The 22,500-nt window shown below is 61.4% G+C and carries 27 protein-coding genes and 3 pseudogenes; 17 read left to right on the top strand and 13 right to left on the bottom strand.

Features of this window, described 5'->3' with window-relative positions; translation table 11 throughout:
- Nucleotides 1-50: 50 nt before the first annotated feature.
- The gene (locus GFM02_RS10025) at nt 51-950 is read right to left on the bottom strand and encodes a LysR family transcriptional regulator (RefSeq protein ID WP_168271217.1); all 900 of its coding nucleotides are present in this window, start codon (nt 948-950) and stop codon (nt 51-53) included.
- 156 nt (nt 951-1,106) lie between these two features.
- Here GFM02_RS10025 and GFM02_RS10020 point away from each other — a divergent pair, with 156 nt between their 5' ends.
- Entirely contained in the window at nt 1,107-1,532 is a 426-nt protein-coding gene (locus tag GFM02_RS10020; RefSeq protein ID WP_168271218.1) for a YybH family protein, read from the top strand.
- Nucleotides 1,533-1,577: 45 nt separating this feature from the next.
- Complete coding sequence (locus GFM02_RS10015) at nt 1,578-2,210, top strand: LysE family translocator (RefSeq protein WP_168271219.1); 633 nt, start codon at nt 1,578-1,580, stop codon at nt 2,208-2,210.
- Nucleotides 2,211-2,321: 111 nt separating this feature from the next.
- Here GFM02_RS10015 and GFM02_RS10010 read toward each other — a convergent pair whose 3' ends face one another.
- Nucleotides 2,322-3,227, bottom strand: coding sequence for a hypothetical protein (locus tag GFM02_RS10010; protein WP_168321576.1), 906 nt, complete (start codon nt 3,225-3,227; stop codon nt 2,322-2,324).
- Between the two features lie 181 nt (nt 3,228-3,408).
- Between GFM02_RS10010 and GFM02_RS10005 the strand changes: the two genes are divergently transcribed.
- The gene (locus GFM02_RS10005; RefSeq protein WP_168321575.1) at nt 3,409-3,900 is read left to right on the top strand and encodes a BA14K family protein; all 492 of its coding nucleotides are present in this window, start codon (nt 3,409-3,411) and stop codon (nt 3,898-3,900) included.
- Nucleotides 3,901-4,114: 214 nt separating this feature from the next.
- Here GFM02_RS10005 and GFM02_RS10000 read toward each other — a convergent pair whose 3' ends face one another.
- From GFM02_RS10000 to GFM02_RS09990, 3 genes are all read right to left on the bottom strand, one after another.
- Nucleotides 4,115-5,014 carry a DUF3313 domain-containing protein gene (locus tag GFM02_RS10000; RefSeq protein WP_168271222.1) on the bottom strand — a complete coding sequence of 300 codons (900 nt, stop codon included), beginning with the start codon at nt 5,012-5,014 and terminating at the stop codon, nt 4,115-4,117.
- A gap of 203 nt (nt 5,015-5,217) precedes the next feature.
- The gene (locus tag GFM02_RS09995; RefSeq protein WP_168321574.1) at nt 5,218-6,570 is read right to left on the bottom strand and encodes a sensor histidine kinase; all 1,353 of its coding nucleotides are present in this window, start codon (nt 6,568-6,570) and stop codon (nt 5,218-5,220) included.
- The gene (locus GFM02_RS09990; protein ID WP_168271224.1) at nt 6,570-7,241 is read right to left on the bottom strand and encodes a response regulator transcription factor; all 672 of its coding nucleotides are present in this window, start codon (nt 7,239-7,241) and stop codon (nt 6,570-6,572) included. The genes GFM02_RS09995 and GFM02_RS09990 overlap by 1 nt, the downstream gene beginning before the upstream one ends.
- A 138-nt stretch (nt 7,242-7,379) precedes the next feature.
- On the opposite strand from GFM02_RS09990, the gene GFM02_RS09985 reads away from it, so the two are divergent.
- Nucleotides 7,380-7,526 (top strand): hypothetical protein, encoded by a 147-nt coding sequence (locus tag GFM02_RS09985; RefSeq protein WP_012757973.1) that lies wholly within the window; start codon nt 7,380-7,382, stop codon nt 7,524-7,526.
- Between the two features lie 15 nt (nt 7,527-7,541).
- On the opposite strand, the pseudogene GFM02_RS35045 reads toward GFM02_RS09985, so the two are convergent.
- A pseudogene (locus GFM02_RS35045) lies at nt 7,542-7,698 on the bottom strand (NAD(P)H-dependent oxidoreductase); the annotation flags it as partial.
- A gap of 151 nt (nt 7,699-7,849) precedes the next feature.
- Here GFM02_RS35045 and GFM02_RS09980 point away from each other — a divergent pair.
- From GFM02_RS09980 to GFM02_RS09970, 3 genes and pseudogenes are all read left to right on the top strand, one after another.
- Nucleotides 7,850-8,851, top strand: a complete 1,002-nt coding sequence (locus GFM02_RS09980) for an ABC transporter ATP-binding protein (protein ID WP_168271225.1) — start codon at nt 7,850-7,852, stop codon at nt 8,849-8,851.
- Nucleotides 8,848-9,647, top strand: a pseudogene (locus GFM02_RS09975) (ABC transporter permease). Before GFM02_RS09980 ends, GFM02_RS09975 begins: the two are co-directional and overlap by 4 nt.
- A 2-nt stretch (nt 9,648-9,649) precedes the next feature.
- Nucleotides 9,650-10,453 carry an ABC-2 family transporter protein gene (locus tag GFM02_RS09970; RefSeq protein ID WP_168321573.1) on the top strand — a complete coding sequence of 268 codons (804 nt, stop codon included), beginning with the start codon at nt 9,650-9,652 and terminating at the stop codon, nt 10,451-10,453.
- Nucleotides 10,454-10,477: 24 nt separating this feature from the next.
- Here the strand turns inward: GFM02_RS09970 and GFM02_RS09965 are convergent, their stop codons facing one another.
- The gene (locus GFM02_RS09965) at nt 10,478-10,999 is read right to left on the bottom strand and encodes a winged helix-turn-helix transcriptional regulator (RefSeq protein WP_025395039.1); all 522 of its coding nucleotides are present in this window, start codon (nt 10,997-10,999) and stop codon (nt 10,478-10,480) included.
- 121 nt (nt 11,000-11,120) lie between these two features.
- Between GFM02_RS09965 and GFM02_RS35040 the strand changes: the two are divergent.
- A pseudogene (locus GFM02_RS35040) lies at nt 11,121-11,204 on the top strand (O-methyltransferase); the annotation flags it as partial.
- 67 nt (nt 11,205-11,271) lie between these two features.
- Here the strand turns inward: GFM02_RS35040 and GFM02_RS09955 are convergent.
- The gene (locus GFM02_RS09955; protein WP_168321572.1) at nt 11,272-11,892 is read right to left on the bottom strand and encodes a TetR/AcrR family transcriptional regulator; all 621 of its coding nucleotides are present in this window, start codon (nt 11,890-11,892) and stop codon (nt 11,272-11,274) included.
- Nucleotides 11,893-12,020: 128 nt separating this feature from the next.
- On the opposite strand from GFM02_RS09955, the gene GFM02_RS09950 reads away from it, so the two are divergent.
- Nucleotides 12,021-13,052 (top strand): aldo/keto reductase, encoded by a 1,032-nt coding sequence (locus GFM02_RS09950; protein WP_168321571.1) that lies wholly within the window; start codon nt 12,021-12,023, stop codon nt 13,050-13,052.
- A 283-nt stretch (nt 13,053-13,335) separates the two neighbouring features.
- On the opposite strand, the gene GFM02_RS09945 is transcribed toward GFM02_RS09950, so the two are convergent.
- A complete protein-coding gene (locus tag GFM02_RS09945; RefSeq protein WP_168321570.1) occupies nt 13,336-14,211 on the bottom strand; it encodes a bifunctional helix-turn-helix transcriptional regulator/GNAT family N-acetyltransferase in 876 nt (291 codons plus the stop codon).
- A 61-nt stretch (nt 14,212-14,272) separates the two neighbouring features.
- Between GFM02_RS09945 and GFM02_RS09940 the strand changes: the two genes are divergently transcribed.
- The gene (locus tag GFM02_RS09940; RefSeq protein ID WP_168321569.1) at nt 14,273-15,169 is read left to right on the top strand and encodes a hypothetical protein; all 897 of its coding nucleotides are present in this window, start codon (nt 14,273-14,275) and stop codon (nt 15,167-15,169) included.
- Here the strand turns inward: GFM02_RS09940 and GFM02_RS09935 are convergent.
- Nucleotides 15,166-16,002 (bottom strand): class I SAM-dependent methyltransferase, encoded by an 837-nt coding sequence (locus GFM02_RS09935; protein WP_168321678.1) that lies wholly within the window; start codon nt 16,000-16,002, stop codon nt 15,166-15,168. The two genes, GFM02_RS09940 and GFM02_RS09935, sit on opposite strands and share 4 nt — an antisense overlap.
- A gap of 35 nt (nt 16,003-16,037) precedes the next feature.
- Between GFM02_RS09935 and GFM02_RS09930 the strand changes: the two genes are divergently transcribed.
- Both GFM02_RS09930 and GFM02_RS09925 read left to right on the top strand, forming a co-directional pair.
- Entirely contained in the window at nt 16,038-16,232 is a 195-nt protein-coding gene (locus GFM02_RS09930; protein ID WP_246792161.1) for a VOC family protein, read from the top strand.
- Nucleotides 16,233-16,340: 108 nt separating this feature from the next.
- Nucleotides 16,341-16,772, top strand: coding sequence for a nuclear transport factor 2 family protein (locus GFM02_RS09925; RefSeq protein WP_168321568.1), 432 nt, complete (start codon nt 16,341-16,343; stop codon nt 16,770-16,772).
- Nucleotides 16,773-16,879: 107 nt separating this feature from the next.
- Here the strand turns inward: GFM02_RS09925 and GFM02_RS09920 are convergent, their stop codons facing one another.
- The gene (locus GFM02_RS09920) at nt 16,880-17,314 is read right to left on the bottom strand and encodes a MarR family winged helix-turn-helix transcriptional regulator (RefSeq protein WP_168321567.1); all 435 of its coding nucleotides are present in this window, start codon (nt 17,312-17,314) and stop codon (nt 16,880-16,882) included.
- Between the two features lie 121 nt (nt 17,315-17,435).
- On the opposite strand from GFM02_RS09920, the gene GFM02_RS09915 reads away from it, so the two are divergent.
- The gene (locus tag GFM02_RS09915; RefSeq protein ID WP_168321566.1) at nt 17,436-17,804 is read left to right on the top strand and encodes a hypothetical protein; all 369 of its coding nucleotides are present in this window, start codon (nt 17,436-17,438) and stop codon (nt 17,802-17,804) included.
- 16 nt (nt 17,805-17,820) lie between these two features.
- Here the strand turns inward: GFM02_RS09915 and GFM02_RS09910 are convergent, their stop codons facing one another.
- On the bottom strand, nt 17,821-18,288 hold the full coding sequence (locus GFM02_RS09910) for an Lrp/AsnC family transcriptional regulator (protein ID WP_017988747.1): 468 nt from the start codon (nt 18,286-18,288) through the stop codon (nt 17,821-17,823).
- 124 nt (nt 18,289-18,412) lie between these two features.
- Between GFM02_RS09910 and GFM02_RS09905 the strand changes: the two genes are divergently transcribed.
- On the top strand, nt 18,413-19,624 hold the full coding sequence (locus GFM02_RS09905; RefSeq protein WP_168271233.1) for an argininosuccinate synthase: 1,212 nt from the start codon (nt 18,413-18,415) through the stop codon (nt 19,622-19,624).
- Nucleotides 19,625-19,971: 347 nt separating this feature from the next.
- Nucleotides 19,972-20,145, top strand: a complete 174-nt coding sequence (locus GFM02_RS09900; protein WP_003540843.1) for a hypothetical protein — start codon at nt 19,972-19,974, stop codon at nt 20,143-20,145.
- A gap of 35 nt (nt 20,146-20,180) precedes the next feature.
- Here the strand turns inward: GFM02_RS09900 and GFM02_RS09895 are convergent, their stop codons facing one another.
- Nucleotides 20,181-20,564 (bottom strand): VOC family protein, encoded by a 384-nt coding sequence (locus tag GFM02_RS09895; RefSeq protein ID WP_168271234.1) that lies wholly within the window; start codon nt 20,562-20,564, stop codon nt 20,181-20,183.
- Between the two features lie 210 nt (nt 20,565-20,774).
- On the opposite strand from GFM02_RS09895, the gene ubiA reads away from it, so the two are divergent.
- Both ubiA and GFM02_RS09885 read left to right on the top strand, forming a co-directional pair.
- Entirely contained in the window at nt 20,775-21,689 is a 915-nt protein-coding gene (gene ubiA, locus GFM02_RS09890) for a 4-hydroxybenzoate octaprenyltransferase (protein WP_168321565.1), read from the top strand.
- A 23-nt stretch (nt 21,690-21,712) separates the two neighbouring features.
- A complete protein-coding gene (locus GFM02_RS09885; RefSeq protein WP_168321564.1) occupies nt 21,713-22,489 on the top strand; it encodes a phosphodiester glycosidase family protein in 777 nt (258 codons plus the stop codon).
- Nucleotides 22,490-22,500 lie beyond the last annotated feature (11 nt).

Here is a 22,500-nt window from a genome sequence, read left to right as displayed (position 1 = left end):
AAGCTCTGTTTGGAAGGAATTACCACCCTGAGATGTCTGTTGCGTTAACGCTACCTACTGCGAGAAGACCGATCCCGACGCCCCTCGAGCAAATCCCGTTCTCCCGCCAAGGCGCCTGCCATGAACGTATTGAAAGCCCGCACCCGTGCCGTCCGGCTGAGATCAGCATGCATCAGCAGCCACAGTTCGGACACAGCATCCGGCAGCGGTTCCCCCAGCCGCACAAGCCTCTCCGGCACCACATCGCCGAGATAGCACGGCAGGATCGTGCGTCCGGCGCCGGCAATCGCGAGGTCACGCAGGGTAAGCAGGCTATCTGCGCGCGCGGCGATTTCGCTTGGGTCGACATACGCGCGCACCCAGCGGCCGGCAACGGTGCCGGCAAGCGTGTCGTCGGGCACGAGCCACGGCCTCGTCTCGGCGCCCTGCGCGGCATAGATTGCGAAGGCCACCGCGGAGACGCGCCGACCGATCAGCGTCTCGGATGGTCCGGCCATCGGCCGTATCGCAGCATCCACATCATGGCGCACGAGATCCACGGGCAGGTTCCCGACCGCCAGTTCCACGACGATATCGGGATAGCGGACGCAAAACGCCGCCAGATGCCGCGGCAGGATACTGGAGGCCAGCGTATCGGTCGTTGCGACGCGCAGCACGCCCTCCAGCCTGAGGTCCCGGCCGGTCAGCCGCCGCTCGAGATCGGTAACAAGCGATGATATCTGCCGCACGGAGGCGAGCAGTTCCTCGCCACCTGGCGTCAGCAGATATCCACTCGGCAGCCGTTCGAAAAGCCGTAGGCCCTGCGCTTCTTCGAAGGCGTTTACCCGCCGCAGCACGGTGGTATGGTTGACGCCGAGCGCGCGCGCCGCCGCCGCAAGCCCGCCATGTTCGGCGACCGCCAGAACGCAGCGCAGGTCGTTCCAGTCCAGATGTCGATGATTTTGCGCCATCCCTCATCTATAACCGATCGGCCGGCGCGGCGGGAAGGCCCGCTTGGGCGAGGCGCCCGCCTGTGCGCAGGTGCATCCCGAGACTGCAAACTCACAGATTGCCGATGCCGCGCATTGCGGTTAGCCCTTCAGCAAACACAGAAAAGGAGATATTCCATGGGCTCTCCCAATCCCGAACTCAGCAACCTCTGGCTTGCCCGGGCTTTCAACGATCAGGATATCGAAGCCGCAGCCGCCCTCTATCACCCCGACGCCTCGATCGTTCAGGTCGACGAGGTGCATGGCGGCACCACGATCGCCCGCGGCGCCGATGCCATCCGCGCCACGATGGCCGCCTATATCGGGCTGAAACCGCATATGGACGTCGTCACCCACCACACCACCGTTTCGGGCGATTTCGCCATGACCCGCTCGCAATGGCTGATCACCGGGCAGGACCAGGATGGCAGGCCGGTCGAGGTCCATCATCACGGCATGGAGGTGCACCGCAAAGGCGAAGACGGCACCTGGTATTTCTTCCTCGACCATCCCTTCGGCGCCGACCCCACCTGGGCCGTGTCGCGTCCGCGCGCGACAGTGTAATCGCCGAGCTTGACGCCCCAATGCCCGCCAGCAAAGGAACCCGCCATGCATTCCCTCACCGCCCATCTCTTCAGCCTTTTCACCATCGGCCTCGTCCAGCTGGTCGCCGTGATATCGCCCGGGCCGAGCTTCCTGATCACCGCCCAGACCGCAGCCGCGCGCTCGCGTTCGGATGGCGTCAAGGTGGCGCTCGGCCTCGGCTCCGGCTCACTCCTCTGGGCGTTAGCCGCCCTTCTGGGGCTGAACATGCTGTTCCACGCGCTGCCCACTCTGTTTTTCGTCATGAAGGTGGCCGGCGCCCTCTTCATTCTCTGGGTCGCCTTTCAGATCTTCCGCCACGCGAGCGAGCCGCTTGTCATCGAAGATCGAGATGGCGCCGTCAATCCGTTCCTCAAGGGACTGCTGACGCAGCTCTCCAACCCGAAGGTTGCCGTGTTCTTCGGCTCGATCTTCGTTTCGATGCTGCCGGCCGAAGCCCCACTCTGGATGACGATCGCGCTGTTTGCCATCGTCTTCCTCAACGAATTCTCCTGGTATTCGATCGTCGCGATATTGTTTGGGTCGGGTCGCATCCGGACATTCTATATCGGCATGAAGAGCTGGATCGACCGCATCACCGGCCTCTTCCTCGGGGCGCTCGGCCTCAGGCTGCTCTGGAGCGCCCGCGAGACGACCTAAAGCATGTCGCGCAGTGGCCTGATCCAGCGCCATGTCGCCAACGACAAGCAGCATTGCCCCGTCGTCGAAGGGGCAATGAATTCGGCAAATCCCAAGGTTCCTCAAGGAGGATTACGGGTTCGTTGTCGTCTCGGTGCTTGTGGCAGAGGTCTCGGTTTGGTCAACACTTTGGGCGGCTTCAGTGGTGTCCGCTGTGACTTCCATTCCAGTCTCAGAGGTTTCCTCAGCCGCGACCGAGTCTGTCGTCGCGCTCCCGTCGGCCGTCTCGCCGGTCGCTATCTCGGTCTCTGCTGCCGGGGTTTCCGGTGTCGGGGCGGCTGCCGCCAAGGCGTCTCTCATCTGGTCGATCGTTCCGATAGCTGTTCCGACACCGAGTGTCTCCTGTGCCCAGCCCAAAGCCTCCGGCGTGACCGTGCCTGTCTTGGTTGCGGCGGCCAGCGCCGCAGTCAGGGCGGCATCGCCCAATACCGGATCGTCGGCCGGTGGCGCCACTCCGTTGGTGAGTTCATATTGAGCGTACGCCGTGCTGAACGCGGCAATCGCGGCCATCCGGGGATCAGCCGTTTTCATGAGAGCATGGAAGTTGCGCTTCAGCGAATTGAGACCGGCAAGCTCTGCTGCTGGCTTCTTTGCAGGTTTTGTCGCAGGCGCTTTGGCGATGGTCGTCTTTTTGGACGTGGCCTTCGTACTGACAGTCTGCTTGGCCGATTTCGTCTTAGCGGCCTTGCCCGTGCTTCCGGTCCGGCCATTTTCTGTCTTCCCCCTCGAGCTGGCGCTGCCCTTTCCGCCGCCGCTATTGCTGCTTCCGCCTCCATGACCTCCGCCGCTGTTTCCGCCGCCGTGGCCACCACCGCCACCGCCGCCGCCACCGCCACCGCCGCCGTGGCCACCACCATTGCCGCCGCCGTTGCCGCCCTTGGCGAAAGCAGGCGATAAATCGGTGAAGGTGATGTTGAGGGGTGCAATCGCCAAGCTCGTCGAGAGACAGAGAACACCGAGAATTCTGGAGAGCCGCATGCTAATCCTTCCGACATGCACAGGAGTGCTGTTACATCTCGGTCATTGATGCAGCCCATCCATAAAGATCCAATTGACTATCTACTTTCAATTTGAACTTGTTGCTGAATTTCCCAAAATGAACCATTCCCCTTCCCCTGCGTTATCCCCTCGATACATCCGTTTACCCAAGGTGAGTGAAATGAACAGATTCGCCATCATTGCCCTGTCGATAGCGACGGCCTTCTCCGGAATGCCGGCCTCGGCAGGCCCGGCTTTCGTGCCGGGCCCGGTGCAATCGGCGCAGCCGGCGCCTCAAAGCACCGATGCCCGCATCATGACCGTTGGCTGCAATAACTTCACCAACTGCCCGGGTCAGTTCAGCAATAATCGCAGGTGGTATCGCAAGCGCCACTATCGCAACCGGGACTACTACCGCGACCGAGACTACTACCGCGACGACCGCTATGGCTGGGATCGTCGCTACGATCGCCGGTATCGCCGCCACGACAATACCGGCGCCATCATCGGCGGTCTGGCGGCCGGCGCCATCATCGGCGGTATCCTCGCCTCGCAGCCGCGCGCACGTGCCTATAGTTCGCATGCGGACTATTGCTACAGCCGTTATCGGTCCTACCGCGCCTATGACAATACCTACCAGCCGAACTACGGCCCGCGCCGCCAGTGCCGCTAACCGGTCCACCATTTAGCAACGAGCCTCGCAACAAGATGCGGGGCTTTTTGATGCCTATGCCGAACAGACTCGATCGGATCAAACTGTATTTCTGGCTACAGCTCCGGGATCCGGTCTAATCAAAATCGTCCGCATGGTGAAGGAGGGGCGGAGCAAGGCTTGTCGGCCTCTCCCCGCCCGTCCCGTCAGCCGGGGGTTGCGGCTGAACGCTCGTTCAATAGGTCGCGGCCGGTTTTGGCTTCTTCTCGGTCCACTGCGGCGGCGCGCCGTATTTGGCGGCCACGGCGCCCATCAGTCCGGGCGGCCGGCCGAAGGCGTCGCAGGCGGCGTATTTCGGCTTTCCGCCGAACCAGGATTTCATCCGCTGCCCTGAGGGCAGCGAGACATCCAGTCCCTTCGGCTCCTTGCCTTTGATCAACATGCGGGAAAACTCGCTGCTGAATTTCGAAGCCAGGCTATAGGCGTCGCCGACTTCGGAAACGCGAGGGTTGTTCTGCAGCGAGTTTGCACCACGCGACCAGACGATCGCCGCCCGCTGTACGCCACCGCTGTCGACTGCCTCCGCCTCGACCGCCAATCCGCCGAGGCCAGCCGGCAGGCGGGGCACGCTGACCGGCAGCATGAAACCGGTGCCGACGGTCACCACGGTCGAAACACCCGCCATCGCCTTGTTGGTCGGCACGATGTCGGTGACGACGGAGCGGATTGTCAGGTCTGCCGGCTGGCCGGCAGAGACCAACTGGTATTTGTCGCTGAGCGAAATGCAGAGCGCCCGGTCCAGAGCGTTCGCCACCATCACGCGGTCAGCGTCCGATTTGACGCGGGTCGCGGCATTGAAGGCGAAGGTCGTCGGCACGATGCTCACCGTCTTTGCCGGGCTAAGGCGCGTCCCATCGACATAGACGCGCGATTTCGACAACTTGCCCTTCGGCGCGCCGAGATTGCCATAGGAAGAAAGCGTGCCGGCCTCCTTTAGCGGCACCGAGCTGCACCCGGCCGCGGCCATGGCGAACGCCACCGGCAGAGCGAGGCACAAACCTCTCGACCCCACGGGGAAGGAAAATGGGAATGAATTGCTGCGCACGCTGTATGGCCTCCGTCGCCGATAGCGCATAACCCCGAAAATCGAAATCGATTTCCGGAAAGGATTATGCGCAGGTTTAAAACGCTAGAGCGTCCTTGGCGTATCCTGTCGGACGCGCGGCGCTCTAGTGTCGGGCGAAAGTGCCGGTCGAGAATTGCCGCAACATTACAGTTCGCTTCCCAGAGCCTTTGCTGATCAGAATCAGGGCGGATGCTGCTCAAGCAAGCCTTGACCTATGCGAGTTCGATCATCACCCGCGTCCCGACATCGCTGCTCTCGATGCTGACCTCGCCGCCATGGTTTGCGGCGACCTGCTTGACGAGGCTGAGGCCGAGACCGGCGCCCCTGCTCTTCGGGGTGACGCGATAAAATGGCTCGAACACCAGCTCCCGATGTTCGGCCGGAATACCCGGCCCTTCGTCGGCGACCATGATCCGCCCGCCGCCGGAAGGTGAGTCTGACACAGAAACCGTGATCATGCCGCTGTTGCCTCCGTGGTCGATGGCATTGCGCACGAGGTTGCTCACCGCCCTCGGTAGCGCCGACGGGCTGCCCTTGCGTTTCAGGCTCTTGACCTCGCTCTGAAACGAAATTTGATAGCCGGCGGCAATCGCCAGCGGCGCCAGATCGGCAACCGTCATTCGGGCGATCTCGACGAGATCAACCATTTCGTCGAGATCGGCCGCCTGATCGTTGCGCTCGAAATCGAGCAGCTGCTCGGCCGCTTGCGCCAGCCGCGCCACGTCGTCAAGCAGCCGCTGCCGCTCGCGCCCATCGGGCATGCCGTCGATGCGCGTCTGCATGATAGCGATCGGCGTCCGCAGCTCATGCGCCGCATCGAGCAGGAAACGTTGGCGTTTCTTAAACTCGTTCTCAAGCCGCTCAAGCGTTCCGTTAAAAGCAATCACCAATGGTGCGATTTCCGTGGGAATACCATCCACCGGCAATCGGGCTCCTTGCCGGCGGGGTTCGATTTCCGATGCCTTGCTCGCTATATCCTTCACGCCCGCCAAAGCGCGCGCTACGACGCGGGGGATCGTTAGAAAAACCCCGGGCAAAGCGATGGCCAAAAGTGGTGTGTAAATGAGGTAGGTTTTGCCGAGTATTGCCAGAAATGCGGAGCTTCTGCTGGCGTTTCCGCCGTACATCACTCTGTACTCTCCATCGACCGTGTCGACACGGTCGATGGAGGCGACCTCGGTCGTACCAGACGCCCCTCGTAGGTCGGCGTCTTTGATGAGGTAGACGTACCGGGCTAGGTCCGCATAGGGCGCCGGTATTACGCCGTAGGAGGCCGTTTCTCCACTGGGTGTTGCAACGAAAAACCAGAGCCTGTTGTTCTCAGCCTTGAACGACCTGAGACGCGGGCTATCCGCTATGGCGATCCTGCCCTGCGAGTCACGCGTAAGAGCTTCCTCGAGGGCTGCAGTCAGCTGAACCTGCATTCCTTCATTGGGCGAGAGGATGCTGGTGGCGTAAATGCAAAGCCCGATGATCACCGTCGCAACAACAGCCACGAAAACGATACTGAGCTGCCAGCTGAGCGTCCACCAGAGTGAAAGGTTCGACTTGGTCGCCTCGCGCATCATTCTTCCTTCATGAGATAGCCGACGCCGCGGATATTGTGGATCGTCACGCCGGCGGAGGCGTCGATCAGCCGCTTGCGCAGCCGCGAGATATGCGCGTCGAGCGCGTTCGACCGAATTTCCTCTTCGTAGTTGTAAACCGCCGCTTCCAGCGTCGAGCGCAGCACGGTCTTCTCCTTGCGTCTTGCGAGTGCTGAAAGCACCAGAAGCTCGCGTCGGGGGAGATCGAGCGGCGTAGCGTCGACGGTGACGCTCAGGTGCAGCGGGTCGATCACCAGCCGCCCGGCCGTAATCTTCAATTCGGCAAGGCTCGGCGGGCGGCGCAGCACGGCCCTCAGCCGCGCCATCAGCTCCTCAACCAGAAACGGTTTGCCGAGATAGTCGTCGGCGCCGAGATCGAGCCCTTCCACCCGCTGCCTCGGCTCGTTCAGCGCCGTCAGCACAATGATAGGCGTGTCCTTGCCCGTCCGCCTGAGCTCCGGAATGAAGCTCAGCCCCTCCCCGTCGGGCAGGCGCCGGTCGAGCAGGATTGCATCGTAGAGGTTCTGCCGCGTCAGCTCGACGGCGTCGGCCAGATGCATGGTGTGGTCGGTGACGATCCCATGTTTGCCGAGTGCGACCGACAGCGCCTCGGCCAGCTCCCTTTCATCCTCTATCAGCAGTATCCGCATCGCCCGTCCATTGTCTCGCTCTCCCCTCTGTCCGCCACAAGGGTTGCGGCAGCATTGCGGAGCTTGCAAGGCAGCCGGTCATGCTGCTGCAATTGTTGAGGTCCAGCACAAGAATATTCGCGGCAGCTGGAGATCAAGATGATCCGACCAATCCTTCGTCTCCTGACGAGACACTTCCTCTCCGCTTTCATCCTCGCCGCGCTGCTCGCAGCCCCGCTCGTCATTCTGCACACGCTTCACGAAAAGACGGCATTCGAGAACGGCCTGCTGATGGACGTCCGATGATGCAGCGAGCGCACCTCAGGCGGCCTTACTGTCCGCCATCATAGGCCGAGAATGCCTGAAGATCGGCCTGCACCCTGGAACGGTTCTCCGCTGCCTCGACGGCCTTGAACACTTCCGCCGGCTCCAGCTTCGTCAGAGGAAGCCGGACGAAAATGTCGCCCGCGAACCGGTCGCAAGAACGGTGCGACCGTCGCTGTCAATGCAAAAGGTTAGGCGCGATTGAGTAGCATCCAAAAAAGCGACTTTTGCTTGAACTCACCGAGCCTCGCGTTAGCCTGGGTGCTGCTGCCGAATCGGCTGGAATCATCCCCGAGGAAATACACATGACGGCTTTGATCGAGGCACGGGGTGTCAGCAAACGCTTCCGGCAGCACAAGAGATTTCCGGGCCTGCTGGGCGCGCTGAAGACGTTGGTGACCAACCAATATACGGAAGTTCTGGCCGTTTCCGACATCGGTTTCGACATCACGGCGGGCGAAGCCGTTGGTTATCTTGGTCCGAATGGCGCCGGCAAATCGACGATGATCAAGATGATGACCGGCATCCTGGTGCCGAGCGACGGCACGCTCTCGGTGCTCGGCCGGACACCGCATCTGAAGCGGATGGACAATGCCCGCGAGATCGGCGTCGTTTTCGGCCAGCGCAGCCAGCTGTGGTGGGACCTGCCGCTGGTCGACAGTTTTACCCTGCATCAGCGCATCTACGACATTCCCACCGCCCGCTATGCGGATAATCTCCGACGCTTCAGCGAGTTGTTGGATCTGACGCCCTTTCTCGACCGCGCGGTCCGCCAGCTCAGCCTCGGTCAGCGCATGCGCGCCGAGATCGTCATGTCGCTGCTGCACGATCCCAAGATCCTCTTTCTGGACGAGCCGACCATCGGGCTTGATGTGGTCGCCAAGGATGCCGTGCGGCGTTTTCTCGCCGAGATCAACCGCGAGCGCAGCGTCACCATCATCCTCACCACCCATGATCTGCAGGACATCGAAACCATCTGCCCGCGGCTGATCATGGTCGATCATAGCAGGCTCATCTTCGACGGCGAGTTGAAGAGCCTGCGTGCGGCATTGGGCTCGGCCCGGCGGCTGACACTCGAATTTGCCAGCGACCCCGGACCGCTGCTATTGCGCACCGCGGCGCTCGTCAGCGACGAAGGCTTGCGCAAGAACTATCTCATCGAGCGTGAAGACATCTCGCTGGTCGCGATCCTGTCGGAGGTCGGCAGCGGGCGGGGCCTCAAGGATGTGGCGCTGCACGAGCCCGACATCGAAGAGGTCATCCGCACCTTCTACCAGCGCCGCAATGCCAAGGCTCTGGCATCATGAGCGCCTATTTCGCCTTCGCCCGCAGCTCCTTCCATTCGCAACTCGCCTACCGTAACGAAGTATGGGCCAACATCTTCGGCAAACTCGTGCAGGTCTTTGCGCGTGTCGCCATCTGGCAGGCGGCCTATGCCGGCATCGGCGGCATCGTGGTCGATGGCGTGTCCCTGCAGCAGATGGTGACCTATGCCTGCTCGGCGGCGCCGTGATGGGCGCGACCCGCCCTGAAAGGATCATCGGCGAAATCGGCCGGTCGCTCAAGACAGGCGATATCGCAGTCTGGCTGCTCAAGCCCTTGTCCTATCCGCTCTATCTTTTCGCCAACGAATGCGGCAGCTTTGGTTACCGCCTGATGACCCAGGTCATTCCGACCATCGCCTTTACCGCGTTGTTTTACGGCATGCTGCCGCCGGCGACCCTGTTCGATGGCTTGATGTTCATCGCCTTCTGGGCGCTGTCCTTTACGCTGCTGTTCCTGATGTCGGCGCTCTTCGGCATCATCGCCTTCTGGCTGATGACGAGCTTCTCGCTGGACTGGATCCTGGGCGCCCTGCTGCAATTGTTCTCGGGCCTGCTGATACCGTTCTGGTTCTTCCCCGAACCGCTGGCCACGATTGCCCGCCACCTGCCCTTCGCCTGGGTGGTCTATTATCCCAATGCCGTCTATCTCGGCAGGCTTTCCGCGGCCGATGTCTGGCTCCATCTCGGCCTGGGCCTTGCGTGGGCCGCGCTGTTCCTCGCCGGCGTCCTCTGGCTGTGGCGCCGCGCCTCCACCCGCATCACCGTGCAGGGAGGCTGATCGTGCTTATTCATCACCTTCGCGTCCTTCCGCTGCTGGTCCGGATGCATGTCCGCTCCCAGATGGAATATCGCGGCGCTTTCTGGCTCGACCGCCTTGCGCAGATACTCTCCTATGGCAGCGTCTTTGCCACCATCGGCATCCTGCTTGCCCGCTTCGATACGCTCGGCGGTTGGAGCTGGCCGGAGCTTGCGCTGTTGTTCAGCTTCCAGCTGCTGGCCTATTCGCTCGGTGCCGCGATGAGCTTCGTGCAATTGCGCGACCTCGAAGAATTGGTGCGGCTCGGCACTTTCGACACGCTGCTGGTCAAGCCTTTCAGCCCCTGGGCCTATCTGATCTTTTCCGGCCTCAATATCGGCTATGCCGGCCACGTCATCCTCGCGGTGCCGCTGATGGGCTGGGCCGTTCGGTCCGTCGACTTCGCCTGGTCGGTCTGGTCGGCATCGTTCCTTATTGCCGCGCTCCTCAGCGCGACGCTGCTGACCGCGGCGCTCATCACCATGATCGGCGCCACGGCGCTGATCTGGGTGCGCTCCAACCACCTGTTCTCGATCTTCTTCGGCTTTTGGGAATTGACGCGCTACCCGCTCAACATTTTCCCCGGCAGCATCCAGGTGATCCTCATCACCGCGGTCCCGCTCGCCCTCACCAGTTCGGTCCCCGTCGGCGCCCTGCTCGGCAAGCCCATCCCAATCCTCGGGGACTGGGCCGGGCCCGTGGCTCTCCTGGCCGGCCCGATCTGGGTGTTGATATCAATTGCCTACTGGCGATATGCCACCAGCAAGTACCAGGGTGCCGGCGGCTGATCGAGCCGCCGACCTCTCTCGACATCAGGATGCCTGCGACAACGATCTCGCGCGGACCTCGAGGAACGCAGCCGTCAGCTTTGCCAGTACGGGTGAGGTGCATGTACCGTTGGCGCCGCCGATCGGGTCGACGATGTGGATCTGCCGGAGATCCTCCATGAACTCGTCCCACAGCGGCGGCCCGCCTTCTTCGAGAAGCTGCGCACGGATGCTCAGCTCCTCGCTCACAGGCAGATGCCGACGTCCCCAGGCACCGATCATAGCAAAGACCGGCACGAGCTGGATCGCCGGCTCCGCCAGGCTGTAGATCGCTTTCTGGCTGTGGCTTGGGTCGTCCCGTTTGCTGATGAATCCGAGCGAGAGCAGACGCTTCAGCCTGGCAGCCAGAATGTTGGAGGCAATCCCCTCCTCCGAATGGGTCAGAAGATCGCGGAAATGGCGGCGGTTGCCGAACATGATGTCCCTGATGATGATGAGGCTCCAACGATCGCCCAGCACTTCCATCGTCAGGTTGATCGGGCAGCCCGACCGCAGTTCAATATCCACGAATTCCCTCCTTAAAACTGGTTGCAATATAGGATCACTTATGCGCCAACGCAACTAGTTTCGGTCCGCAATCAGATGGAGGAGAGCAACATGCCTGCCAGGGGCTGTAAGTTTTGGGAGTTACCTCGCCCGCGTGCGCTCGCCTGCAGCCGGCTACCTCTCAATGCCATTCGAAGAGGATATCGAGCTGTCGATGCGGACCTGATGACGCCAAGCCGTTGCCCGGCCGCGCGCGTGCCGATCGGGCAACGGCGCGTTCTATTGTCGGAGCGTTACCGCTGTACAGCGCCGTAGCGTAGCCCGTCGACCAGCAAGGAAACCATACGCCGGGCTTGTTCGGGCCCTTGGGCGTAGGCGTGCATGCTGAGGCTTGCGGCCGCATTCAAAAGATCCTCAGCGGCGATATCGGTGCGGACCTCGCCGGCGGCAGCGGCGGCGTCGAGAAGCGAGCGAAGGGCCGGCTGCAGCCGTTGCTGGAAGTAGGCGGGCAAGGCATCGAAGGCTGGGTTGCCGGAGTGCAGGGCCGCCGCAAGCCCGCGCTTGGCCGCGATGAAATCCACGAAACGCTGCATCCACCTGGCCAGCGCTTCGCCCGGTGCATGTTCGGCGGCAAGGATCGGCGCGGCGTCGGCGCAGGCATCGATTTCGCGGCGAAAGACGGCAACGACGAGGTCGGAACGCTCGGGAAAATGCCGGTAAACGGTGCCGATGCCGACACCGGCCTTCTCCGCGATCTCACGCACCGGGGCGTCGACGCCGGAGGTCGCAAACACCGTCAATGCCGCCTGAAGCAGCCCGTCGAGATTGCGCTTGGCGTCGGCGCGCACGCGCCTGTCCGCCCTTTCCCCGGGCTTCAAGCCGTCTTCCTGCGCTTTTCTCGCGTCGCTCATCATTCACTCACTTGCAAACGGAACATTGTTCCGTATATAAACGGAATACGGTTCCGTTTCTGTTAACACAGCGCGACGATGTTGGCCACATCGATACGCACGAAGTCCGCCTCCCAATAAAGGAACAGACCATGCAATACCGCACGCTTGGAAGAACCGGCATCAAGGTCAGCCCCTATTGCCTCGGCGCTATGATGTTTGGCTCTGCCGGCAATCCCGACCACGAGGATTCGATCCGGATCATCCACAAGGCTCTCGATGCCGGCATCAACTTCATCGACACCGCCGATATCTACAGCCGCGGCGAATCCGAGGAGATCGTCGGCAAGGCGCTCAAGGGCCGGCGCGAAGACGTCGTGCTCGCCACCAAGGCACATCTGCCGATGGGCGACGACCCGAACCGGCAGGGCAATTCGCGCCGCTGGCTGATCCGCGCAGTCGAAGATTCGCTCCGCCGCCTGCAGAGCGACCATATCGATCTCTACCTGATCCACCGGCCGGCACCAGACACCGACATCGAGGAGACGCTATCGGCCCTCACCGACCTGATACGGGCGGGCAAGGTGCGTGCCGTGGGATCGTCGACCTTCCCCGTCTCGGAAATTATCGAGGGGCAATGGGTTTCCGAGCGTCGAGGGCTGGCACGCTTCCGCGCCGAGCAGCCGCCCTATTCGATCCTCAACCGCGGTATCGAACGCGAGGTTCTACCCGCCTGCGAGCGTTACGCAATGGGCGCGATGGTGTGGAGCCCGCTGGCGATGGGCATGCTCACCGGCAAATACCGCAAGGGCGCGCCGCAACCCGACAGCGCCCGCGCCAAACGCTTCCCCAGGCAGATGAACGACGAGCGCCGGCTGGACGCGGTCGAACGGCTCATCCCGCTCGCCCAGCAGGCAGGGCTTTCGCTGGCGCACATGGCGATGGCCTTCACCATCGCCCATCCCGCCGTCACCTCGGCGATCATCGGCCCGCGCACGATGGAGCACTTCGACGATCTGCTTGCCGGCGCCGGGGTGAGCCTGACGGACGAAATCCTCGACCGGATCGACGCGATCGTCCCGCCCGGCACCGACGCCGGCCCGTTGGAGGCGGCCTATAACCCGCCTACGGTAACGCAGCCGAACCTGCGCCGCCGCCCGATAGCGGAGCGCTTCGCCGCCTGACCGGCAGGGGTGAGGCCCGATCCTGCAAAGCAGGAGCGATCGATCCAGTGAATCGATCGCAGGGCCGAACGCCCTGAGCCATGCGAAGGGCCGGGCAACGGCGGCGCCTCGCGCTCCCTCATTCCCGTGCCTGTCACAGGAATCCAGCCACGGCGCGTCGGCGCCGTGAGTGACTCTCATCCAAGCAACAACTCTCCCGCGCCCAAGGACTTGGGCGCACTGGATTCCTGTGACGAGCACAGGAATGACGGAGGAGAGGTGAGCAGCTCAAGGCGAGCGTCACTTAAAGACGCTTTTCAAAGAACGTGTCCGGGTATGGATCGTCATTGAAACGATCGATCTCACTCCAGCCGGTTCCACGATAAAGCTGTGTTGCCTCGGGCAGAGCGCTATTCGTATCCAGACGCAGGAGCTTGATGGATAACTCGCGGGCGATGTTCTCGGCGGCCGTCATAAGGCGCGTTGCGAGCCCGAGGCCGCGCGCGGATGGGGCGACCCAGAGCCGTTTGATCTCCGCGACCTCGCCGCCATTACCCTTCAACCCGACACAGCCGATCGGGAGACCATCCGACATGGCCACCAGGAACGCACCGTGCGGACGGATCATATCCTCGGCGTCGGGATCGCGAGAAAGCGATACATCGAAACCCTTCTCAAAGCGGCGTGCGAGTTCGCCATAGTATTCGCGGAGACAATAGCTGGCGTCCTCGTGTCGCGGGTCTTTCTCCTCGAGCACGATCTGCTCACGCCTCAGCGAGGAAGCGACGATATCCATGGCGCGCAGCAGCTCGTCCGGGCGGCGATGGCGCGCCAGAAACGATTTCGCCTGCGCATTGGAAAGCGCTTCATAAGCCTGAAACTCGCAACGGCCGGTTTCGGTCAACCTGGCAACGCGGCGGCGCGCATCCTGAGGGTTCGCCACCGTCTCGATGAGACCTTCCTCTTCCAGACTGCGCAGCAGACGGCTCATCAAACCGGAGTCGAGACCGAGATAATCGCGGATCACCGCAACATCCGATTGCCCCCGGCCGATCGAATTGAGGACGCGGGCAGCACCCAGCGGACGGCCGCGTCCGAGGAAAGACGTATCGAGAGCGCCGACTTCGGAGGTGACGGCACGGTTGAAACGACGGACACGAGCGACAGGATCATAAGTCATATTATCTGACTTTAGTCAGATAATTTATCCTGTCAATGCGGAGCACGCAAGGGAGGCATGAATGAGCCGCGCACTTCCCCGCCATCCGCCTTGCGCAGCAGTATCGCCTCGCCTATGGGAACGACAACGTCCGCAAGGCCTTCCCGTGTTCCGTTTTGCCCTTCACGCCCTGATCGTTCTCATTCTGACGTTGCTGACGCAGATCGGAGGCATCGTCTATCTCGCAGCGCTGGCCGCCTCACGCGCCTGGGGCTTACGGCGATTTCTGGCAGAGCTTGCGATCTTCCTGCTTTGCTATGCCGGCGCCACCTTTGCCGCAGGCCTCGCCGCGCCGATCTTCGGGCGAGTTCCCCTCTCCTGCATCGCCGGCGCGACGGACCGGCTCGTGGTCCGCTCCCCGATCTATTACCTGCTGAACCGCAACTACGTCACCCCAGAAGTGCACGATCTGGCAAAGGCGCTTTCCGCCCACATGGACAGGGAATTCCCCGGAACCGTCACCGTTACGCTGGATGCGAATTTCCCCTTCGTGAACGGCTTTCCGCTGCTGCCGCATCTGTCGCATGCCGACGGGAAAAAGCTCGTCTTCGCCTATTATTACAAGGATGTGGACGGCGCATTCCTGAATGGCGCCACCCGCTCCCCGATCGGCTATTTCGCCTTCGAGCAACCCGCCCCCGGCGATGAACTGCCATGCGAAGGGCGCAACGACTGGCTCACCACCCGCTGGAACTTCGATCCGCTGCAGTCTCTGTTTCCGGCCTATCGGCTCGAGGAGCAGCGCACGTCGGCGGCGATCGGCTGGCTGACGAGCGAAGGCGTTGCGAAGTTCGGCCTGCAGAAGATCTTCATCGAGCCGCATCTGAAGAACGCGCTCGGCATCACCGACGGCCATATCCGCTTTCAAGGTTGCCGCGCTGCCCGCCACGACGACCATATTCATATCCAGGTCGACTAATGGTCCGCCTCTAAGGAGCGTCGCCGTGCGATATAGATCGCCGTCGTCATGTTGCGTTCAACGCGTCCGCCAAATCGGGATGCGGCAATGGCTTCCAGAGCATCGAGCAGCGCGCCGCGCTCGGCCGGCGGCAGTGTGGTCACGTTAGAATAGGTAGCGTAGAGCCTGCGGACGGCTGCCGGATCGAGCGTCAGCGTCCACCAGAGAAATTGCGGCTCGTCGGCAATGAAGCCGGTGGCGGCCAGTTCCCCGACACGGGCGCCAGTGTCCAGCCCGTGAGGCAATCGCTTCGCATCGCCGCTCGACAGGCTCGACGGATGACTGGCGAACAGATGCACCGTTTCGTCGTGGAAGGCATCCGGCCGGCCCGCATCGCCGAAGACGTTCCACCACAGGGCGACCGCTCCGCCCGGCCGAAGCAGACGATGGATCTTCTTCAGCGAACCTGTCGGATCAAGCCAGTGAAACATCGTCGCGGCAGCGACCAAATCGAAGGAGGCCGGCTTGAGATCGGCGGTCTCGAAAGGCGCCTCCACGACATCGAGACAGGGATCGTCGATCGAGGTGCGAAGATAATCCGCAAGCCGGCCATCGGGTTCGACGGCAACGAGGCTGCGCGGCCGGTGACCGAGCAGCGCCATTGTCGCCAGCCCTGAACCGGCGCCGATCTCCAATATATCGATGCCGGCCCTGAGACCGGCGCGCTCGCGCAGGGCCGCCCAGGTCGCCTGCGGATAAGGCGGCCGCGCGCTGTGATAATTGGCAGGATCATCGCCAAACGCTTCGCGGCCAAACCGCTGGTCAAGCTTTACCCTTTTCATCGCGGACTCCATTCGGCCGAGGCGCTGTGGCACCCGAGATCTCAAGAATGACTGATTTCGGCAAGGAGCCAATCACGAAATGCTTTGAGCTTTCGCTGCTGGCAAATGGTGGCTCGGAGCGCGCGGGCGGCTGGCTGCAGGAGAAATTCGGTCCGCCTTATCGGCGGCCGCGACCGCAAGAAGGCAAAGCGGGTGGTCCAGGCCATGTACAGGATGAGGAAGATCATCATCGCCCATCTTGAAGCGGCCTATGCTGGCTAGTCCCTTTAAACTCTCGGCTGGCATTGGCAATTGCACCACGCACAAGCATACTGCTACCCGGCATGCCCGATTGGAATTGAGGGTGATCGATGGAGACTGCGGTCAGGAACCTGTTCGCGCGATATCAGCGGTTCTTCAATCGCGCGCTGAATGGTGATGTGGATTTGGATGCGAGCGCGTCGTTCTACGCTTCCGCGTTCATCGCAGCCTCGCCCGCCGGGGTCATGGCCGGAAAAAACGACGATCAACTCGGACGGATCATGGAGCAGGGCTATGAGCGGTATCGGGCGACAGGGACGAAAGAGATGCGGATACGCGATCTCAGGCTCTCCCCGATCGATGAGTGTCATTGCGTGGCTCACGTTGCCTGGACGGCGATCTACTCTCGACAGGACGCACCGGATATCTCGATAGATTTCGATGTCCATTATCTCGTTCAGAAACTGAATGGAGAGCCGAAGATATTTGGTTGGGTTTCCGGCGACGAGCAGGCGCTCTTGAAAGAATACGGAATCGTCTGACACAGCGCGTCCCCAATCGCGCAAAAACAAAAAGTTAGACCATCTCCGCGCCACGGAGAAACCGGGAATGATGTAGCCTCCGCGACGACGATACAATCCCTCGCCGGTCAGTGCCCGCCTTCGGTCTTGGCAAGCAGCCTGGCCAGCTCTTCGAGCTCTCCGGCCGAAAGGTGCCGGAGTTCCGCCGGCGGGCGATAATGCTCCGTCAAAAGCTCATCCTTGGTGGCTGAGCCCTTGCCGGTTAGCCGTACCAACTTGATGCGGCGGTCGTGTTCCGGCGTCACGCGTTCGGCAAGACCCGCTCGCTCCAGCCGGTCGACCAGCCAGGTCGCGGTCGAGGCGTCGCACCCCCATTGGCGGGCGAGCGCGCTGATCGGCTCCCCCTCGTCGTGCAAGGTGAACAGAGCCCTGGAATCGTTTGGCGTCAGCCCCCTCGCCTGAAGGCTTTCCAGCCGGTTCGGCGCCGATTTCATCAAGAGATCGAACATCATCCGCCACGCCGAGGCGGCGGCTCTGGCATGACGGTCGGAGGCGGAAGGCATCAAATATCCTCGCAACATACTTGAAAAATAGTTTTATTACTCAAATTATCGTATCAATCAAACCTTATCGGCGACTTCCCCGGAAGTCCACTGGGCGTCCACCTTGCCAAGGAGCCATCCCATGCGTTCAGCCGTCGCGATCCTCTTCCTGATCGAAACCTGTCTTTATGCCATTGCCTCGCTCACCCATGCCGGGTTCATCCTCGAAGGCCACGAACACCGGCAGGCGATGATTGCCGAAGCGGTTATATCGGCCGTACTCCTTCTCGGCCTGATCTCGCTCGGCCTTGACCGATCGTGGAGCCGAACGGCTGCGATCTTCGCCCAGTCCTTCGCTCTCCTCGGCACCCTCGTCGGCGCCTTTACCATCGCCATCGGCGTCGGCCCGCAAACCACGCTCGATTACCTCACCCATGCCGTGATGATCCTGCTCCTGGTCACAGGCCTCGTCTGGCTGGCAAGGAGCCGGAGCGCCTCTTCTCTGGGATAGGATGGAGCCACGACGCCTATCTCAACGGCAGTTCGAAGCTTCGCTTCAGCGTTTCCATCGGCACGTCGGTCTTGACGCTGAGGACGCTCGGAATGCGCGTCAGGTGATCGGCCTGAAAACGCCAGTAGCTATGCAGATCGGCGGTGACGATCCGAAGCACGGCATCACATTCTCCTGTCGTCAGGTAGCATTCCATCACCTCGGGAAACCGCCTGACGGCTTCGGCGAAGCGGAGCGTGACCTCGGCATCCTGGGTCTTGAACCAGACGCGGGCAAAAACCGTCAGTCCCGCCCCGACCTTTGCAGGGTCCAGCACGGCAACGTAGCGATCGATGATCCCGGCCTCTTCCAGGAGCCGGACGCGACGCAGGCACGGCGAAGGCGACAGCCCTACCTCCCTCGCCAGATCGACATTCGAAATACGCCCGTCACGCTGAAGTACGCGCAGGATATGGCGGTCGATCGCGTCCGGGATGACTGGCATTTCATAGCTCCTATTCATGCTGAAATGGCATGATATGCTAAACTTTTGCAATTTTACGGATGTTTCGCAAGCTCATTGCGCAGAGCTTGGCCTATCGTTGCAGCATCGAGATGGAGATGGGTAAATGACGAAGATAGAGAAAATTGTGCTTTCCTATTCGGGCGGGCTGGATACTTCGATCATCCTCAAATGGTTGCAGGAAACCTACGGATGTGAGGTGGTGACGTTCACCGCCGATCTCGGCCAGGGCGAGGAGCTCGAGCCGGCGCGAGCCAAGGCGGAGATGGCGGGGGTCAAGGACATCCGTATCGTCGATCTGCGCGAGGAATTCGTCCGCGATTTCGTCTTTCCAATGCTGCGGGCGAACGCGCGCTATGAGGGGCAATATCTGCTGGGCACTTCCATCGCACGGCCGCTGATTGCCAAGCATCTGGTCGGCATAGCCCGAGAGGTCGGCGCGGATGCCGTTGCCCACGGTGCGACAGGCAAGGGCAATGATCAGATCCGGTTCGAGCTGGCCGTCAATGCGCTCGACCCGTCGATGAAGGTCATCGCGCCCTGGCGCCAATGGAACATCCGCTCCCGCATGCAGCTTCTGGAATATGCCGAGAAGCATCGGATCCCGGTGCCGAGCGACAAGCGCGGTGAGGCACCGTTCTCGATCGACGCCAACCTGCTGCACACCTCGACCGAAGGCAAGATTCTCGAAAATCCGGCGGAGGTCGCGCCCGATCATGTCTATCAGCGCACGGTCGATCCGGTCGACGCGCCCGATGCCCCCGAAATCATCACCATCGGTTTCGAGAGGGGCGATCCGGTTTCGGTGAACGGCAAGGCCATGACGCCGGCCGCATTGCTGACCGAGCTCAATGGACTGGGCGGCCGGCACGGCGTCGGGCGGCTCGATCTCGTTGAAAACCGCTTCATCGGCATGAAGTCGAGGGGAATATACGAAACGCCGGGAGGCACGATCCTGCTTTCGGCGCATCGCGGCATTGAATCGATCACGCTCGACCGCGTCGCCGCCCACCTGAAGGACGAGATCATGCCCCGCTACGCCGAGCTGATCTACAACGGCTTCTGGTTCGCGCCCGAGAGGGAAATGCTGCAAGCGCTGATCGACCACAGCCAGGCTTTCGTCAGCGGCGAAGTGACGCTCAGGCTCTACAAGGGAAGCGCCTCGGTCATCTCCCGCGCCTCCCCCTTCTCACTCTACTCCGCCGACCTCGTCACCTTCGAAGAAAGCACTATCGCCTTCGATCATCACGATGCGGAAGGTTTCATCAGGCTTAACGGACTACGGCTCAGGAGTTGGGCCGCCCGCAACGGCAGATGACCGCCCGATCTTACGTCAGCCAGAGCACTCAACGCTCACGACGCTCAAACGCCTTCACTTCGACCGGCAGGAACCGGACGAAACGAACGGTTCGGATCCCAATAAGCTGCGAGGGTCAGATGGGCGGATAGGTCAATGCCCACATTGACGGCATCTTCCCTCGCGGTTGGCCGAAGCAGTCAAGGCATCCATGGAGAAGCCCCAAATCCGATTTCAAACGATTTTTAAAATAGCCACTCCGAAAGCTAATCGATTTTAATTTTATCGTTAAAATTTTCTTGTTGCAGCGCAAAAGAATTTAGACATTAATTTTTGCAGATGCTCAGTTTATTCGTTGGAGAACTCGCATGACTGTGACATTTCCGCTAACCGAAAAGCGCGACGCCGAGACATTGCTGAAACACTTGACGTCGCACAATCTCAGCGTTCCGGGAAACTGCGTCGTGTCGCTCAAGGCGCACGTCGCCCAGGTATCATCCTCTCATACAACCGCGCTCGGCACCGCCCGTACCGCCTGGTAGTCCCGAGACGTCGAATTGCGGCAATCAAACTGGCCTCAGCTATCGTAGACGACAGCAATCTTGTTCCCAGCCGGGTCAAGCACGTAAGCGGAATACCAGTTCGGCCCGTAGTGCGGACGTAGACCAGGCGCGCCGTCGTCCGTTCCGCCGTTGGTCATGGCCGCATCGTAAAAAGCGTCCACCTCGGCGCGGGACTTGGCCATGAAAGCAACCATCGAGCCATTTCCGGCGCTCGCCGGTTCGCCGTTGAACGGCGTGCAAACCCATAAAACGAAACCATCACCCTTCCCGCCTTGGGAATAGGCGCTCCATCCGGGAAATTCCCGATGTTTGCTCCATCCGATCGTTGCCAGGGTCGCATCATAAAAGCCATTCGATTTGACGGAATCGATTGCACCGACGGTTGCGTAGACGCTCATGATCTTTCCTCCCTGCTCCAAGATCGGAAGAATCCATATCGCAAGTATGTGAACACAACAAGAACAGGCAGCTGCATTTTCCGCGGAAGGTCGGTGACCAATCGCAGCCGATGGTTATTGCCGTGTCTGCAAAAATTCCTATTCTGGGCGGCGCCGATGGCGACAGCACCTGAGGCTTCACGGCTATTCTGACAGGAAATTTGGATCATCATGACGACTGCGAGCCGCCCTGATCTCAGCGACATCCACCGTGGCGACTGGGTCGATCGCCGGTTGCCGGCCGCATGGCGGCCATATACGCGGTTGGCGCGGCTGGATCGCCCGGTCGGTATATGGCTGACGCTGTTCCCGTGCTGGGCCGCCCTTATCCAGGCATCGCACGGTCTCCCGGATCTCAGGCAATTGGCGATCTTCTCTCTCGGCGCTCTTCTGATGAGAAGTGCCGGTTCTACGGTCAACGACATCGCCGATCGGAAGTTTGACGGCCATGTCGAGCGGACTCGCTTTCGGCCTCTGGCAAGCGGAGAGATCGTCACACGACAGGCCTTTATCTTCCTGACTGTTGAACTCGCACTGGCGGCTTCGCTTCTGTTTTTCCTGACGCCCTACACGCGCCTCATCGCGATATGTGTCCTACCGCTTGTCTTCGTCTATCCGCTCTGCAAGCGCTTCACCCATTGGCCCCAAGCCGTCCTGGGCGCGGCGTTCAACTGGGGGATGCTGATGGCATGGGGCGAGGCTGCCGGACATATCCCCGTCGGCGCCGTGCTGATGTGGGCCGGGGCCATCGCCTGGCAGATCGGCTACGATACGGTCTATGCCTATGTCGATCTGAAGGACGACGCCCGCCTTGGCCTGAAATCGACGGCAATTCTGTTCGGCCGGCACGGCAAGATCTTTATCGGGCTATTCTATGCTCTGGCGGTCGGCGCATGGTCGCTCGGGGGCTGGCTATTGGACATGTCGCCGCCTTATGCGATCGGAATGCTGGTAATCGCCGTCCATCTTGCCTGGCAGACCCAGCGGATCGATCTTGCCCGCCCGGAGGTGAATTATCGCCTGTTCCTGGCGAATATCTTGACCGGGCTATTGCTCGCCTGCACGGCTTTGTCAGGCACATGGTAAGCAGCGCGAGGACGTGTCACAAGATGACCTATCTCAAACATCCCGTGCTCGCCGCCGCCATCATGCTGGCAGCAACGATGACATCCCTGCATCAGGCGCATGCCGAACAATGTGAGCAGGAAAGCTTCGAAGAGGCAAAATACGTCGTCTGCACGCTGGGGCCGGGCAAAGCCGACCTGCGATTGTTCTGGAAGAACGCCGATGACGCACCGTACCGCAGTTTTTCAAGCCTTGCCGAAGCCGTTCGCGCCGAGGGGCGAACGCTGACATTGGCCGTCAACGCCGGGATGTACCGGGCCGATTTTTCGCCGATGGGACTTTATGTCGAAAACGCCAGGGAATTGCAGCCCGCCAATACGACCAAGGCCGAAAGCTCCGCCGGTCAGGTGCCGAATTTTTATAAGAAGCCGAACGGCGTATTCTTTCTGGGTGAGGCAGGTGCCGGGATACTCCCGACCGATGAATTTCTGAAGCGTCGGCCCAAGGTGCGGTTCGCCACGCAATCCGGCCCGATGCTTGTCATTGCTAACAAGCTGAACCCGATCTTCATCGTCGGCTCGACAGACCGAACCCGCCGCAACGGTGTCGGCGTCTGCGAACATGGCGCGGTTCGTTTCGCGATCAGCGAAGACGGCGTGAATTTCCACGATTTCGCACGGCTCTTCCGCGACCATCTGAAATGCCCCGATGCCTTGTTTCTCGATGGCGGACGCGGTGTCGGACTTTACAATCCGGCAATGGGCCGCAACGACCGATCCTGGCACGGCGGCTACGGCCCTATCTTCGGGCTCGTCGAATAGCGCACTCGCAT

Source organism: Rhizobium leguminosarum bv. viciae (genome assembly GCF_012276115.1).
GTDB classification, from domain to species: Bacteria; Pseudomonadota; Alphaproteobacteria; order Rhizobiales; family Rhizobiaceae; genus Rhizobium; species Rhizobium leguminosarum_T.
This window is presented reverse-complemented; position numbering and strand designations above follow the sequence as displayed.